Source organism: Streptomyces sp. NPDC057682, assembly GCF_042799575.1.
GTDB lineage: Bacteria > Actinomycetota > Actinomycetes > Streptomycetales > Streptomycetaceae > Streptomyces.
Map to the genome: position 1 here is coordinate 78,530 of NZ_JBHVIN010000009.1, position 14,781 is coordinate 93,310.

Genomic DNA, 14,781 nt, shown 5'->3' on the forward strand with positions numbered 1-14,781 from the left:
GGAGGTTGCACCGGGCCGCCCGGGGCGTGCGGGCGCCGGTCAGACGCCCGCCGGCTCGTCCTCCCCGATGAAGGTGCGCCACAGCACGGCGTAGCGCCCGTCCCGGGCGAGCAGTTCGTCGTGCGTCCCGTCCTCGACGACGCGGCCGTGGTCCATCACGACGACCCGGTCGGCGCGGGCGGCGGTGGTGAGGCGGTGGGCGACGACGAGGGTGGTGCGGCGGCCGGCGAGCCGGTCGGTCGCCTGGTTGACCAGGGCCTCGCTGGCCAGGTCGAGGGAGGCGGTCGCCTCGTCGAGCAGCAGGATGTCAGGGTCGACCAGCTCGGCGCGGGCCAGGGCGACCAGCTGGCGCTGGCCGGCCGACAGATTGCGGCCGCGCTCGGCGACCTCGTGGAGGTAGCCGCCCTCCAGCGTGGCGATCATGTCGTGCGCGCCGACCGCGCGGGCCGCCGCCTCCACCTCGGCGTCGGTGGCCTCCGGCCGCCCGTAGGCGATGGCGTCCCGGACCGTGCCCGGGAAGAGGTACGCCTCCTGGGGGACGACGCCGAGGCGGTGCCGGTAGGCGGTCAGACCCAGGTCGCGCAGATCGGTGCCGTCGGCCGTGATCCGGCCGTCGGTCGGGTCGTAGAACCGGGCAACGAGCTTGACCAGGGTCGACTTCCCCGCGCCGGTCTCGCCGACGAAGGCGACCGTCTGCCCGGCCGGGATGCGCAGGTCCACGCCGGTCAGGGCGGGCTCCTCGCCCCCGTACGCGAAGGACACGTCCTCGAACGCGATCTCGCCGCGCAGCGACGGCACGTCCCGGGCACCGGCACGGTCGGTGGTGGAGGCCGGCTCGCGCAGCAGCTCCTGGATCCGGCCGAGCGAGACGGTGGCCTGCTGGTAGCCGTCGAAGACCTGGGAGAGCTGCTGGACCGGGGCGAAGAACAGGTCGATGTAGAGCAGATAGGCGACCAGGGCACCGGCGGTGAGCGTGCCGTCGTCGACCCGGCCCGCACCGACGATCAGCACGGCGGCGGCGGCCGCGGACGACAGCAGCTGGACGAACGGGAAGTAGACCGAGATCAGCCACTGGCCGCGCACCCGGGCCTCGCGGTAGTGGTCGCTGCGGTCGGCGAAGCGCTCGGCGCCGTCCCGCTCGCGGCGGAAGGCCTGGACGATCCGGAGCCCGGAGACGGACTCCTGGAGGTCGGCGTTGACCGCGCCGATGCGCTCCCGGGCCAGTTCGTACGCCTTGACGCTGCGGCGGCGGAACAGGACCGTGCCGATGACGAGGACGGGCAGGGTGGCGAAGACGACCAGGGCCAGTTCCACGTCGAGGACCAGCAGCGCGACCATGATGCCGAGGAAGGTGACCACGGAGACGAACGCCGTGACCAGACCGGTCTGGAGGAACGTGGACAGCGCGTCCACGTCCGTGGTCATCCGGGTCATGATGCGGCCGGTCAGCTCGCGCTCGTAGTAGTCCAGGCCGAGCCGCTGGAGCTGGGCGAAGATCTTCAGCCGCAGCGCGTACAGCACCCGCTCGCCGGTGCGGCCGGTCATCCGGGTCTCGCCGATCTGGGCCGCCCACTGCACGAGGACGACGACCAGGGCGAAGGCGGAGGCGGACCAGACCGCGCCGAGCGCCAGCTGGGTGACGCCCTCGTCGATGCCGTTGCGGATCAGCACCGGCAGCAGCAGCCCGGCCCCGGCGTCGGTGGCCACCAGGAGCAGGCTCACCAGCAGCGGCAGCCCGAAACCGTGCAGCAGCCGGCGCAGCCCGTAGGAGTCCTCGGTGCGCACCGCGCGGGCCTCGTCGACGGCGGGGGTGTCGGTCGCCGGGGGCAGGGCCTCGACCTGGGCGAGCAGCTCGGGCGTGGCGGGCATTCCGGCCGCGCCCGTCTCCCGCTCCTCCTCCTTGCGGACCCACAGCGCGGGCGTGATGCCGCGCTCGGCGTCGAACTGGGCGTCGATCTCCTCCTGGAGCGCCCGGTCCTCGGCCCGCTCCTCGGCACCGGCCACCGGGCGGTGTCCGGGCGAGGTGCCGCCCAGTTCGTCGGGGTCGGTGAGCAGCCGGCGGTAGAGCGGGGAGCGCCGTTCCAGCTCCTCGTGGGTGCCGATGTCGGCGAGCCGGCCGTCCTCCAGGACGGCGATGCGGTCGGCGAGGCCGAGGGTGGAGCGGCGGTGGGCGATCAGCAGGGTGGTGCGGCCGGCCATGACCTGCCGCAGGGCGTCGTGGATCTCGTGCTCGACGCGGGCGTCGACGGCGGAGGTGGCGTCGTCGAGGAGGAGCAGCCGGGGGTCGGTGAGGATGGCGCGGGCGAGGGCGACGCGCTGGCGCTGGCCGCCGGAGAGGGTGAGCCCGTGTTCGCCGACGACGGTGTCGTAGCCGTCGGGCAGCTCCGCGATGAAGCGGTCGGCCTGGGCGGAGCGGGCGGCGGCGCGGATCTGCTCGTCGGTGGCGTCGGGCTGCCCGTAGGCGATGTTGGCGCGGATGGTGTCGGAGAACAGGAAGCTGTCCTCCGGTACGAGTCCGATGGCGGCCCGCAGCGAGTCCCAGGTCAGATCGCGGACGTCGTGGCCGCCGACCCGGACCGCGCCGCGCGAGACGTCGTAGAAGCGGGGCACGAGCAGCGAGACGGTGGACTTGCCGCTGCCGGACGCGCCGACGAGGGCGACGGTCTCGCCGGGTTCGATGGTCAGCGAGAAGCCGTCGAGGACCGGGCGGGCGGGGGCCCCGCCGTCCGCGCGGCCGGGGTCCTCGCCGTCCTGCGGGCCGTAGCCGAAGCGCACGTCGTCGAACTCGACGCCGACGGGGACGCCGGCCGGCAGTGCCCCGGTGCCGTCCTCGATCGCCGGTTCGGTGTCGATCAGCTCCAGGACGCGTTCCACGCCGGCACGGGCCTGCTGGCCGACGGTGAGGACCATGGCGAGCATCCGGACCGGGCCGACGAGCTGGGCGAGGTACGTGGAGAAGGCGACGAAGGTGCCGAGGGTGATCTCGCCCCGGGTGGCGAGCCAGCCGCCGAGGGCCAGCATCGCGACCTGGCCGAGGGCGGGGACGGCCTGGAGGGCGGGGGTGTAGCGGGAGTTCAGCCGGATGGTGCGCAGCCGGCCGGCGAAGAGGCGGCGGCTCACCGCGCGGAGCTTGCCGGTCTCCTGCTCCTCCTGGCCGAAGCCCTTGACGACGCGGACGCCGGAGACGGCCCCGTCGACGACCCCGGCGACGGCGGCGGCCTGCGACTGGGCGTACCAGGTGGCGGGGAAGAGCCGGGAGCGGGAGCGGCGGGCGATGTACCAGAGGGCGGGGGCGACGGCGACCGCGATCAGGGTCAGCGGCGGCGACAGCCAGGCCATGACGACCAGGGAGATCAGGAAGAGCAGGACGTTCCCGATGGTCATCGGGAGCATGAAGAGGAGGCTCTGGATCAGCTGGAGGTCGCTGGTGGCGCGGCCGACGACCTGGCCGGTGGAGAGTTCGTCCTGGCGGCGGCCGTCGAGCCGGGTGATCGTCCCGTACATCTCGGTCCGCAGGTCGTGCTGGACGTCCAGGGCGAGCCGGCCGCCGTAGTAGCGGCGGATGTAGGTGGAGGCGTAGACGAGGACGGCGGCGACGAGCAGCAGTCCGGTCCAGACCGCCAGGGACCGGGTGTGGCCGACGACCACGTCGTCGATGATCACCTTGGTGACGAGCGGGACGAGGGCCATCACGGCCATTCCGGCGAGCGAGGAGCCGAGCGCCAGCAGCACGTTGCGCCGGTAGCGCCACGCGTAACCGCTCAGCCTCCGCGCCCAGCCGCGCGGCTGCGGCCCGCTCCCCTGCGCTCCTGCGTCCGACACCCGGTGCCTCCCGATCGTCCTGCTCTACCGGAAGGCACCAACGCGGCGGGCTGCGGATTTCATCCCCCGTTAACAAAAGACCGGCCGTTGGTCGTAGGACCTGCGGCCGGTCCTCGCGCTACTTCGGTGTCACGGTGAGCATCCGCCCGGCGGGGGCCTCCGGGACCGGCGGGATCGCTTCCTGGAGGGTGTCGGCGGGGACGTCGGCCGGGCGCAGGACGCGGACGGGCGTGGAGTGCAGGATGCGCTTCTGCGGGGCGGCCCCGTTGATGTCCTTGTGCACGGCCCTGGCGACGGCCTGGATGGTGTCGACGCCGTAGGTCATGGTCGCGTTGTCCTGGGTGAGGACCGTGAGGACGTAGTCGTGGCCGTTGCCCTTGAACGTGCCGATGCTGTGGACCCGCCAGCCGTGGGTGGCGCGCTGCAGCCAGCCGTTCTTGACGTGGACCGAGACGGAGGACGGGGCTCCGGCGGGGGTGCCCCAGCGCTGCGAGGAGACGACCTTGGCCATCAGGCCCAGCTCGTAGGCGCGGGAGCTGTCGGTGAGGACGGAGTTCTTCTCGGTGAGCAGGGTCAGCAGCCGCTGCTCGTCCTGGGCGGTGATCTGGGTGAGGCCCCAGTAGCCGCCGGAACCGGGCACCGTGTGGGTCATCCCGGCGGCCTTGAGGAAGGCGCTGACCTTGGCGGCGCCGAGCTGCTTCCACAGGGCGGTGGTGGCGTCGTTGTCCGATTTGGTGATCATGGCGGTGCTGAGGTCCGCCTCGCGCTGGGTGAGGTTCCGGCCCCGCTTGGCGTTGTCCCAGAGCAGGGTGGCCAGCACGGTCGCCTTCACGACGCTGGCGGAGTCGTACTTCGAGGTGGCGCGCAGTGTGCAGGTGGTCTTGGTGGTGCGGTCGTACAGCGCCACGGCGGTCGTCGACGTGCGTCCCTTGAGCGCGGCGGTGATGTCCTTCGTCAGCCGGGCGGCGAGCCCGGAGACGGCGGAGGTGCAGCTGACGGTGGAGGTGGCGGCCGTCGCGGGCGCCGCGCCGGCGGCCACGGGCGCGATCACGCCGACGGCGAGCACGGCGGCGAGCCCGGCGCGGGCGCGCCGGGGTATGTGCGGTGTCTTCATCTGTGTGCGGTCCCGTCCCCTGTGTGGTCCTGCGGGCACGCCCCCCGGCGTGCCCCACAGAGTTGACTCCTGGACCGCGTGAAAGTTGTACGGGTCACTGATGCGTCGGCTCGAACATCTCCAGGACGGCGGGCAGGACGACGACCGAGGGGCCGGGCCGCGCGAGCGCGGCGGCCAGGTCGTCGCCGAGGGTCTCGGGGTCCGTGCGGACGGCGGGGACGCCGAAGGACTCGGCGAGCGCGACGAAGTCCGGGCGGGCCAGCTCCGTCGCGGTGGTGGCGCCGAAGGACGCGTCCATGTACGCGCGCAGGATGCCGTAGCCGCCGTCGTCCACGATCAGCCAGGTGACCGGCAGGTCGTACTGGCGGGCGGTGGCCAGCTCCGCGAGGGAGTACATCGCGCCGCCGTCGCCGGAGACCGCGAGGACGGGGGTGGCGGGGTCGGCGGTGGCCGCGCCGAGCGCCCCGGGGAAGGCGTAGCCGAGGCCGCCGGAGCCCTGGGCGGAGTGCATGGTGTTCGGGCGGCGGGCGTCGAAGGCGGCCCAGGCCCAGTAGGACAGGATCGTCATGTCCCAGAAGCTGGGGGACGTGTCGGGCAGGGCGCGGCGGATCTCGGCGAGGAGGTGCTGCTCCAGGGTGCGGCCCTGGGCGTCGATCCGCTCGCGGACCCGGTCCAGCAGCTCCGCGACGCGGGCGGCGGCGGTGGGGTCGGTGCGCGGGGCGACGGCGTCGAGCAGCTCGGCGAGGGCGTCGCGGGCGTCGGCGTGGATGCCGAGGGCGGGGTGGTTGGCCTCCAGCTTCCCGACGTCGGCCTCGATCTGCACGATCCGGCCGCGCGGGGCGAACGTGTGGTAGTTCGAGGAGAGTTCGCCGAGTCCGGAGCCGACGACGAGCAGGACGTCGGCGTCCTCCAGGAAGTCGGTGGTGTGCCGGTCCTCGATCCAGGACCGGAGCGAGAGCGGGTGGTTCCAGGGGAAGGCGCCCTTGCCTCCGTAGGTGGTGACGACGGGGGCGTCGATCCGTTCGGCGAGGGCACGCAGCTTGCCGGAGGCGTCGGAGCGCACGACACCGCCGCCCGCGACGATCGCCGGGCGGCGGGCGTGGGAGAGCAGATGGGCGGCGACGGCGATCAGCTCGGGCCGGGCGGGCACCTCGCGCGGGGTGGCGTCCGGGGCGGTGACCACCGGCAGCACGGTCTCGGCGGAGAGCACGTCCTCGGGGATCTCGACCCAGACCGGGCCGTGCGGGGCCGTCAGCGCGGACTCCCAGGCGGCGGCGATCGCGGACGGGATCTGCGAGGCGGTGCGCACGAGGTGCACGGACTTCACGATGTCGCGGAACGAGGCCTGCTGGTCGCGCAGTTCGTGCAGATAGCCGTGGCGTCCGCCGCCCAGACCGGCCGCCGGGACCTGGCTGGAGATCGCGAGCACCGGCGCGGAGGCGGCGGCCGCCTCCTGGAGGGCGGCGAGCGAGGTGAGCGCGCCCGGTCCGGTGGACAGCAGCAGCGGGGCGGCCTCGCCGGTGATTCGTCCGTAGGCGTCGGCGGCGAAGCCCGCGTTGTTCTCGACGCGCAGCCCGACGTAGCTCAGCGGCGAGCGGCGCAGCGCGTCGAAGATCCCGAGCGCGTGCTGTCCGGGCAGCCCGAAGACGGTGGTCGCGCCGAGCCCCCGGAGGGTCTCGATCACGAGGTCGCCGCCGGTGCGTCCGGGCGGCGGGTTCAGCGCGGCCTCGATCTGCTCGGGGGTGAGCGGGGGCCGCTCGTCGTGGTCGTGGCTCACTGCGTCCGGGCCTCCGCGATCTGCCGGGCCATGATCGTCGTCAGTTCGTAGGCGGTGTGCGAGGCGGCGACGGAGGTGATCTCCGCGTGGTCGTACGCCGGGGCGACCTCGACCAGGTCGGCGGAGACCAGGTGGCAGGAGGCGAGTCCGCGCACGATCTCCAGCAGCTCGCGGGAGGTGAGGCCGCCGGCCTCGGGGGTGCCGGTGCCCGGGGCGTGCGCCGGGTCGAGCACGTCGATGTCGATGGAGATGTAGAGCGGCCGGTCCCCGATGCGCCGGCGGAGCTGGTCGGTGATCTCGTCGACGCCCCGGCGCATGACGTCGGCGGAGGTGACGATCCCGAAGCCCATCTTCGCGTCGTCGGTGAGGTCCTGCTTGCCGTAGAGCGGACCCCGGGTGCCGACGTGGGAGAGCGCGGAGGTGTCGAGGATGCCCTCCTCGACGGCGCGGCGGAACGGGGTGCCGTGGGTGTAGGCGGCGCCGAAGTAGGTGTCCCAGGTGTCCAGATGGGCGTCGAAGTGGAGCAGCGCGACGGGGCCGTGCTTCCGGGCGACGGACCGCAGCAGCGGCAGCGCGATGGTGTGGTCGCCGCCGAGCGTCATCAGCCGGGCGCCGGTGGCGAGGAGTTCGTCTGCGGCGCCCTCGATCGTCTCGACGGCCTCGTTGATGTCGAAGGGGTTGGCCGCGATGTCACCCGCGTCGGCGACCTGGGCGAGGGCGAACGGCGAGGCGTCCTGCGCCGGGTTGTACGGGCGCAGCAGCCGCGAGGCCTCACGGATCGCGTTGCCGCCGAAGCGGGCGCCGGGCCGGTAGGAGACGCCCGCGTCGAAGGGCACCCCGACGACGGCGACGTCCGCCGTGCCGACCTCGTCCAGCCGGGGCAGCCGCGCGAAGGTCGCGGGCCCCGCGTAGCGCGGGACGCGGGAGGAGTCGACGGGGCCGCGCGGGGTGTCGCTGCTGCTCATGCTGGTGGCCTTCCTTCGGTGACGCGCGGGCCCGGACCGGAGGACGGGCCCCTGCGAGTGTGCCGGATCTCCCGCGCCCACTCGGACAGGGCACGGCTCCACCACGACGCTAGGCGGCCGGAGGACCGTCCTGAAGTGTACGTTTCCTCCACATCGGCCGGCCCTCCGGGACGGTTCGCACAGCCGGGCGGAACCGCCCGCACTCCCTACCAGTCGCGCGGGGCGATCAGCTCCTCCACGTCCACGTCCGTGAATCCGTAGGCCTGGGCTATGCGCCAGAAGTCCTCGGCGATCTCCTCGCGGGCGACGGTCTCGATCTCGCTGCCCGCCTCCTGCAGCTCCTCGTCCAGGGCGTTGAACTCCTCGGTCGCCACCGCGCTCAGCGCGTACAACTCCGGGAGCCCGGCGGGGTTCTCCGCCTCGATCCGCTCGCACAGCCGGACCAGGATCGCCCGGCCCTTGTCCAGGAGGTGGTCCGGGAAGTAGTCGTCCTCGTACAGCAGGGCCAGGAAGGCGTGCTGTGCGAGCTGTTCGTTGGTGACGGCCACGGTGGATTCCCTTTCGTCTCTGTTCCCTCCCGATGCTGCACGACGGCACTGACACCGCCCTCGCGTGTACGTTTCCCACAGCACCACCGCACCGAATGGATGAACCCTCCATGCCCGACGCCCCGGCCGGACCGCCCACCCCGCCCGTCGCCCTGTCCGCGCTGCTCGCCCTGGAGGACCTGGGGCTGCGCCGGATCGCGGGGCCCGCCGACGCCGAGCTGCTGTGGGTGCACACCTCGGAGATGGCGGACCCCTATCCGTATCTGCTCGGCGGGGAGCTGCTGCTGACCGCCGGGGTGCTCCTGACCGACCCGGACGCCTACGCGGCCCGGCTGGTGGAGGCGGGCGCGGCGGCGCTCGGCTTCGGGGTGCGCCCGGTGCACGAGGCGGTGCCGCCGGAACTGGTCGCGGCCTGCGAGCGTCACGGGCTGCCGCTGGTGGAGGTGGGGCCCGGGACCCCGTTCACCGCGATCGCGCGGGCGGTGTGGCGGCTGATGGCCGAGGCCCGGCTGCGCGAGCTGCGCCGGGTGGCCCGCGCCCAGCAGGCGCTGGCGACGGCGGCGGCGCGGCCGGACCCGGTGCCTGCGGTGCTGCACCAGCTGGCGGCCCAGCTGCCCGGGTACGCGGTGCTGCGCGCGGTCGGCGGCGAGGAGCTGCACACGGCGGGCCGGCTCCCCGCGCCCTCGGTCCGCGCCGCCCTGTCCCGCCTCGCGGACGTGGTCGCCCCGGCGGACCGGGGCGCGCCCGCGACGGCCACCGACACGGCGGGCGGCGCGCGGCTGTCCGCGTACGGCCTGGGCGGCGGCCACGGGCTCGTCCTCGCGGTGGCGACCGGCGGCCGGGAAATGGCCGGCCGGGAGGCGGGCGGCCGGGAGGCAGGCAGCCGGGAAACGGGCAACCGGGAAGCCGGCGGCCGGGAGGCAGGTGACCACACCCTCGCCGGGGTCGCGGTCGTCCTGCTCTCCCTGCTGGCGGCCCCGCACCAGAGCGCCGACGCGGCGCACCGTTCGGCGGCGCTGGTACGGCTGCTGCTCGGCGCGGAGCCCGCCGCGGTCGCCCCGCTGCTGGGCGGGGACGGGTCCTGGGCGGTGGTGCACGCGCTGCGCGGCGGTGGCCGCCCGGCGGACCCGCTCGCGGCGGGCGCGCTCGGCGCGGCGCTGGGTTCGGCGCTGGTGGACGCGGGCGCCGGGACGGTCGCGGCGGACGGAGTGGTCAGGGTGCTCGTCCCCGGCGGCGGCACGGTCTCCCCGCAGCCGGGCTGGACGCTGGGTGTCTCGGCGCCCGCGACGGCCGGTGCGCTGGCGGAGGCCGATGCCCAGGCCGCCCGTGCGCTGGGCCGGGCGCGGGCCACCCGCACCCCGCTGGTGCGGCAGGGCGCGGAGACCGGCCGGGGACTGGCCTCACTGGTCGACGCCGGGGCCGCCGACGCGCACGCCCGCGCCCTGCTGGCCCCGCTCACCCCCGTGCTCGCCGAGACCCTGCGCTGCTGGCTGAGCCTGCACGGCGGCTGGGACCGGACCGCCACCGCCCTCGGCGTCCACCGCAACACGGTCCGCCAGCGCGTGGCGCGCTGCGCGGCCCTGCTGGACGCGGACCTGGACGACATGGACGTCCGGACGGAGCTGTGGTTCGCCCTGGGGCGCGAGGCCGCCCGGGGATCTCTTTGAGCCAATTCCGTTCCGGTTCCGGTTCCGGTTCCGCTTCCGGTTCCGGTGGGACGGGTGGACGCGCGGAGGGCCCGCCCCCGCGGCGGAGTGCCGCGGGGGCGGGCCCGGACGGTGAACCGTCAGCACTTCGCGGAGACGGGGAGGTTGCCCCGCTCGTTGCCCTTGAAGTAGATGGCGCTGGAGTAGCCCCACTTGCCGCTGGCCTTGTTCTGCACCTTGAGCCAGATGTTGTTCGTGTAGCCCTCGGCCACGACCTTGTCGCCGTAGGTCCAGCACTGGGCGTAGTGCGGGTTGTCGGCCAGCCCCAGCGTCCCGATCTTCGTGGACGTGGTGTGCGGGCCGGAACGCTGGTTGACCTGCGCCCAGATGTTCACGGTGTAGGTCGCCGCGGCGGCCGACGGCGCGGCGGCGGCCGCCGTACGGCTCGCGCCCGCGGCCGTGTCCCCGGACACCCGGGGCGCCGCCGAAGCGGTCCCCGCGCCGGCGGCGAGCACCCCCGCCAGCAGTGCGCCGCCGACGGCCAGGGCGCGCGAACGTGTCATGACTGCCTTCATGTGATCCCCCGTTGATGATGTGCGTCCCGCCTCGGGCGGGACCCTTGTGGCCCCGGTTGCCGTGGCCACCGGACACCACCCAGCTTGCGCACCGGGCCCCGTCCTTCCCACCCCGTATGGGCGGATGGACCGATTCCTCCGGGGGGAGCGGCCGAAGAGGCACCCTTGCCGTCCCGGACGCGGCGCGCTATGGGCACAGGGGCGCCGCCGCGTGCCGAGCATCACCCTGGACAGCCCGGTGACCCCCGGGTAACTTTTAACCAAGGCTGAGCAAGCGCTTAGCCGAGCCCAGCGAAGCCGACCAGGGAGGCACCCCGTGCGCCGTACGGTATTCAACGAGGACCACGAGGCGTTCCGGGAGACCATCCGCGCCTTCATCGCGGCCGAGGTCGTACCGGTCTACGACGACTGGTTCGCGGCCGGCCAGGCTCCGCGCGACTTCTATCTGAAGCTCGGCGAGCTGGGCGTCTTCGGCATCAACGTCGACGAGGAGTACGACGGCGCGGGCATCGACTCGCACAAGTACGAGGCGGTCATCTACGAGGAGACCGCCCGCGCGGGCGTGTCCTTCGGCGGCTCCGGCGTGCACACGCTGCTCGGCCTGCCGTACATCAAGATGCTCGCCACCGAGGAGCAGAAGAAGCGCTGGCTGCCGAAGTTCGCGACCGGTGAGGAGATGTGGGCCCTCGCGATGACCGAGCCGGGCACCGGCTCCGACGTCGCGGGCATGAAGACCACCGCCAAGCTCTCCGAGGACGGCACGCACTACGTCCTCAACGGCGCCAAGACCTTCATCACCGGCGGTGTGCACGCCGACCGCGTCATCGTCTGCGCCCGCACCTCCGCGCCGCGCGAGGACGACCGCCGCTTCGGCATCTCGCTGTTCGCCGTGGACACCACGTCCGAGGGCTACTCGGTCGGCCGCAAGCTCGACAAGCTGGGCCTGAGGGTCTCCGACACCGCCGAGCTGGCCTTCGTCGACGTCAAGGTCCCCGCCGAGGACCTGCTGGGCGAGGAGAACAAGGGCTTCGGCTACCTCGGCACCAACCTGGCCTCCGAGCGCTGGGGCATCGCCTTCGGCGCGTACGCCCAGGCCGCGGCCGCCGTCCGCTTCGCCAAGGAGTACGTGCAGGACCGCACGGTCTTCGGCAAGACCGTCGCCTCGTTCCAGAACACCAAGTTCGAGCTGGCCGCCTGCCAGGCCGAGGTGGACGCGGCCCAGGCCGTCGCCGACCGCGCGCTGGAGGCGCTGGACGCCGGTGAGCTGTCCGCCGCCGAGGCCGCCTCCGCGAAGCTGTTCTGCACCGAGGTCGCGCACCGCGTGATCGACCGCTGCCTCCAGCTGCACGGCGGCTACGGCTTCATGAACGAGTACCCGATCGCCCGCCTGTACGCGGACAACCGGGTCAACCGCATCTACGGCGGCACCAGCGAGGTCATGAAGTCGATCATCGCCAAGTCCATGGGCCTGTAGAGCGGCTACGTTCCCTCCATGAGCTCAGCACCAGACGCCGCCCTGCTCGATCTGCTGGATCTCCTCGATCTGGAGCAGATCGAGCAGGACATCTTCCGGGGCACCAGCCGTTCGGCGATCGTGCCCCGTGTCTTCGGCGGACAGGTCGCGGCCCAGGCGCTCGTCGCCGCGGGCCGCACCGTCCCCGCGGACCGCACCGCGCACTCCCTGCACTCCTACTTCCTGCGGATGGGCGACCCCGGGGCACCGATCGTCTACAGCGTCGACCGGATCCGCGACGGCCGCTCCTTCACCACCCGCCGGGTCGTCGCCGTCCAGCACGGCCAGCCGATCTTCCACCTCTCGGCGTCCTTCCAGACCTACGAGGACGGCCTGGAGCACCAGGCCGACATGCCGTACGCCCCCGACCCGGAGACGCTGCCCACGGCCGCCGAGCTGCTGCCGCGCTACGCCGACCGGTTCAGCGGCCCCGAGGTCGTCGACAAGCTGATCGAGGCGCGGGCCGCGGTCGATCTGCGGTACGTGGACGCCCCGCCGTTCGGCACCGTCGGCGAGGTGCGCGAGCCCCGCTCGCAGGTGTGGTTCCGCACCAACGGCAAGCTGGCCGACGATCCGCTGCTGCACGTCTGCATGGCCACGTACGTCTCCGACATGACCCTGCTCGACTCGGTGCTGCTCGCCCACGGGCGCGGCGGCTGGGCGGTGGGCGACGTGGTGGGCGCGAGCCTGGACCACGCGATGTGGTTCCACCGGCCCTTCCGCGCCGACGAGTGGCTGCTGTACGACCAGGAGTCGCCGTCCGCGTCCGGCGGGCGCGGGCTCGGCCAGGCCCGGATCTGGACCCGGGACGGCCGGCTGGCGATCACCGTCATCCAGGAGGGCGTGGTCCGCGTCCCCCGGGAGGACTGAACGGGCCGTACCCGTCCGATTCCGGCAGACTCCCCTCCATGAGCGACGCACGCCCCGGAGGGGAATCGGAGACCGGCCCCGAGGCCGCGGGCGGGGGCGGTGGCGGGGAGTCCACGTTCACCGTCGTCGTCGCGGCGGCCGCCAATCTCGGGATCGCCGTGGCGAAGGCCGTCGCCGGGCTGATCAGCGGTTCGAGCGCGATGCTCGCCGAGGCGGCCCATTCGGTCGCCGACACCGTCACCGAGATCCTGCTCCTCACCGCGCTGAAACGCGGCGCGAAGCCCGCCGACGAGGACCACCCCCTCGGCTACGGCCCCGAGCGCTACATCTGGGCGCTGCTCGCCTCCGTCGCCACCTTCGTCGGCGGCGCGGTCTTCTCCGTCTACGACGGCGTCCACACCCTGGTCTCCGGCGAGGAGCTGGGCGACCCGCTCGTCTCGTACGTGGTGCTGGCCGTCGCCTTCCTGCTGGAGGGCTTCTCGCTGCGCACCGGGCTGCGGCAGGTGCGCCGGGAGGCGGTCCGGCTGGACACCCCGGCCCGGCGCTACTTCCGGCTGACCCCGGACACCGCCGTCAAGGCCGTGGTGATGGAGGACTCGGCGGCCCTGGTGGGTCTGGCGCTGGCGGCGGGCGGGCTGCTCGGCGGGCAGCTGACGGGCTCCGGCGTCTGGGACGGCATCGCCTCCGTGCTGATCGGCCTGCTGCTCGTCCACGTCGCCTGGGTGCTCGGCCGGTCCAACGCCCAGCTGCTGATCGGCCGTCCGGTGTCGGCGCGGATGCGCGCCGGGATCCGTGAGGAACTGCTCTCCGTCCCACACATCATCGAGGTGCTGGAGCTGACCACGCTCATCCAGGGACCGGACGAGATCCTGATCGCCGCGAAGATCGACTTCCGGGACGTGGCCAGTGCCGAGCAGGTCGAGTGGGCCTGCGAGGAGGCGGAGGAGCAGCTGCGGGAGCGGTATCCGTCCGTGCGGCGGGTGTATCTGGACCCGACGCCGGGTCTGGAGCAGCGGCGGCGGGCCCGTGCGGCGGACGGGGACCGGCCGCCGGGGGCCTGAGGCCGCCCCGGAGGGCCCGCCCGTTCAGAGCAGCCCCGCCGCGTCCAGCAGGTAGTCCGTCATGGGGTCGTAGAACCGCGGGTCCAGCACATGGTCGTCGAGCGGGACGGCGACCTGGAGGGTGCCCTCGGCCTCGCCGAGGAAGAGCGCCGGGTCGTTGCAGTCCGCGTAGCCGATGGCGTCCAGGCCCCGCTGGGCCGCGCAGCCGGCCCAGCCGTGGTCGGCGACGACCAGGTCGGGCGCGGGCCGGCCCTCGCGCTCCAGTCCGTCCAGGATCGCGGCCATCGGGGCCGGGGAGTGGGTGTGCCAGAGGGTGGCGCCCCGCTCCTGCACGGCGACGTCCGCGAACTGGAAGACCATGCCCTCGTCGGCCATCAGCCCGGAGGGGATGCGGACGATCTCGCAGCCGGCCGCGCGCAGCGCCGCGGCGGTCTGCCGGTGGACGTCCAGCAGCCCGCCCGGGTGCCCGGTGGCGAAGAGCACCCGCTCGCCGCCGTCGGCGGCCTTGCGCAGCCGGGCCGCGGCCCGCTCCAGCGCGTCCACGGTCAGTTCGGGGTCGATGGTGTCCTGCCCGAAGCGGTGCTCCGGGTCGTCGCTGACGCCGCACCGCTCCGCCATCACGGCCAGCACGTCCTGCTCGTCGCGCCAGCGGTCGCCCAGCTCCAGCCCCAGCCAGTAGTGGCGGTCGCCGTTGGCGAGCTTGCGGTAGTGGGAGAGGTTGTTGTCGCGCGGGGTCGCGACGTCCCCGGCGATACGGGTGCGGACCAGGTGTTCGACGAGGGCGGCGCGGCTGGGTATCGGCATGCGCCCATTGTGCCGTGGAGTGTGCGCGGTGTGCCGGTCGAATGACTCTCCGGATATTGAGGGACCGTTCACCCGGCCGTGACCTG

Annotated in this window: 11 protein-coding genes; 4 read left to right on the forward strand and 7 right to left on the reverse strand. The window is 73.6% G+C overall.

The genetic code is table 11. The features are described 5' to 3' along the window. Positions 1-39: 39 nt before the first annotated feature. From ACFVDM_RS18285 to ACFVDM_RS18305, 5 genes are all read right to left on the reverse strand, one after another. Positions 40-3,822, reverse strand: a complete 3,783-nt coding sequence (locus ACFVDM_RS18285) for an ABC transporter ATP-binding protein (RefSeq protein WP_383640341.1) — start codon at positions 3,820-3,822, stop codon at positions 40-42. 118 nt (positions 3,823-3,940) lie between these two features. After that, complete coding sequence (locus ACFVDM_RS18290; RefSeq protein ID WP_383640344.1) at positions 3,941-4,936, reverse strand: serine hydrolase; 996 nt, start codon at positions 4,934-4,936, stop codon at positions 3,941-3,943. 94 nt (positions 4,937-5,030) lie between these two features. Further along, positions 5,031-6,713, reverse strand: coding sequence for a thiamine pyrophosphate-binding protein (locus ACFVDM_RS18295; RefSeq protein WP_383640347.1), 1,683 nt, complete (start codon positions 6,711-6,713; stop codon positions 5,031-5,033). Next, on the reverse strand, positions 6,710-7,678 hold the full coding sequence (speB, locus tag ACFVDM_RS18300) for an agmatinase (protein WP_383640350.1): 969 nt from the start codon (positions 7,676-7,678) through the stop codon (positions 6,710-6,712). Before speB ends, ACFVDM_RS18295 begins: the two co-directional genes overlap by 4 nt. A 206-nt stretch (positions 7,679-7,884) precedes the next feature. After that, the gene (locus ACFVDM_RS18305; protein ID WP_383640352.1) at positions 7,885-8,226 is read right to left on the reverse strand and encodes a DUF5713 family protein; all 342 of its coding nucleotides are present in this window, start codon (positions 8,224-8,226) and stop codon (positions 7,885-7,887) included. Between the two features lie 110 nt (positions 8,227-8,336). Here ACFVDM_RS18305 and ACFVDM_RS18310 point away from each other — a divergent pair, with 110 nt between their 5' ends. After that, a complete protein-coding gene (locus tag ACFVDM_RS18310) occupies positions 8,337-9,893 on the forward strand; it encodes a PucR family transcriptional regulator (RefSeq protein WP_383640355.1) in 1,557 nt (518 codons plus the stop codon). 119 nt (positions 9,894-10,012) lie between these two features. Here ACFVDM_RS18310 and ACFVDM_RS18315 read toward each other — a convergent pair whose 3' ends face one another. Next, entirely contained in the window at positions 10,013-10,435 is a 423-nt protein-coding gene (locus tag ACFVDM_RS18315; RefSeq protein WP_383640358.1) for an SH3 domain-containing protein, read from the reverse strand. A 328-nt stretch (positions 10,436-10,763) separates the two neighbouring features. Here ACFVDM_RS18315 and ACFVDM_RS18320 point away from each other — a divergent pair, with 328 nt between their 5' ends. From ACFVDM_RS18320 to ACFVDM_RS18330, 3 genes are read left to right on the forward strand one after another with little or no spacing between them, the layout of a single operon-like run. After that, positions 10,764-11,921 (forward strand): acyl-CoA dehydrogenase family protein, encoded by a 1,158-nt coding sequence (locus tag ACFVDM_RS18320; protein WP_383640361.1) that lies wholly within the window; start codon positions 10,764-10,766, stop codon positions 11,919-11,921. A gap of 18 nt (positions 11,922-11,939) precedes the next feature. Beyond that, on the forward strand, positions 11,940-12,830 hold the full coding sequence (tesB, locus tag ACFVDM_RS18325; RefSeq protein ID WP_383640364.1) for an acyl-CoA thioesterase II: 891 nt from the start codon (positions 11,940-11,942) through the stop codon (positions 12,828-12,830). Positions 12,831-12,868: 38 nt separating this feature from the next. After that, positions 12,869-13,891 (forward strand): cation diffusion facilitator family transporter, encoded by a 1,023-nt coding sequence (locus ACFVDM_RS18330; protein WP_383640367.1) that lies wholly within the window; start codon positions 12,869-12,871, stop codon positions 13,889-13,891. Between the two features lie 24 nt (positions 13,892-13,915). Here ACFVDM_RS18330 and ACFVDM_RS18335 read toward each other — a convergent pair whose 3' ends face one another. Then, positions 13,916-14,695 (reverse strand): phosphatase, encoded by a 780-nt coding sequence (locus tag ACFVDM_RS18335; protein WP_383640370.1) that lies wholly within the window; start codon positions 14,693-14,695, stop codon positions 13,916-13,918. Between the last annotated feature and the right edge of the window lie 86 nt (positions 14,696-14,781).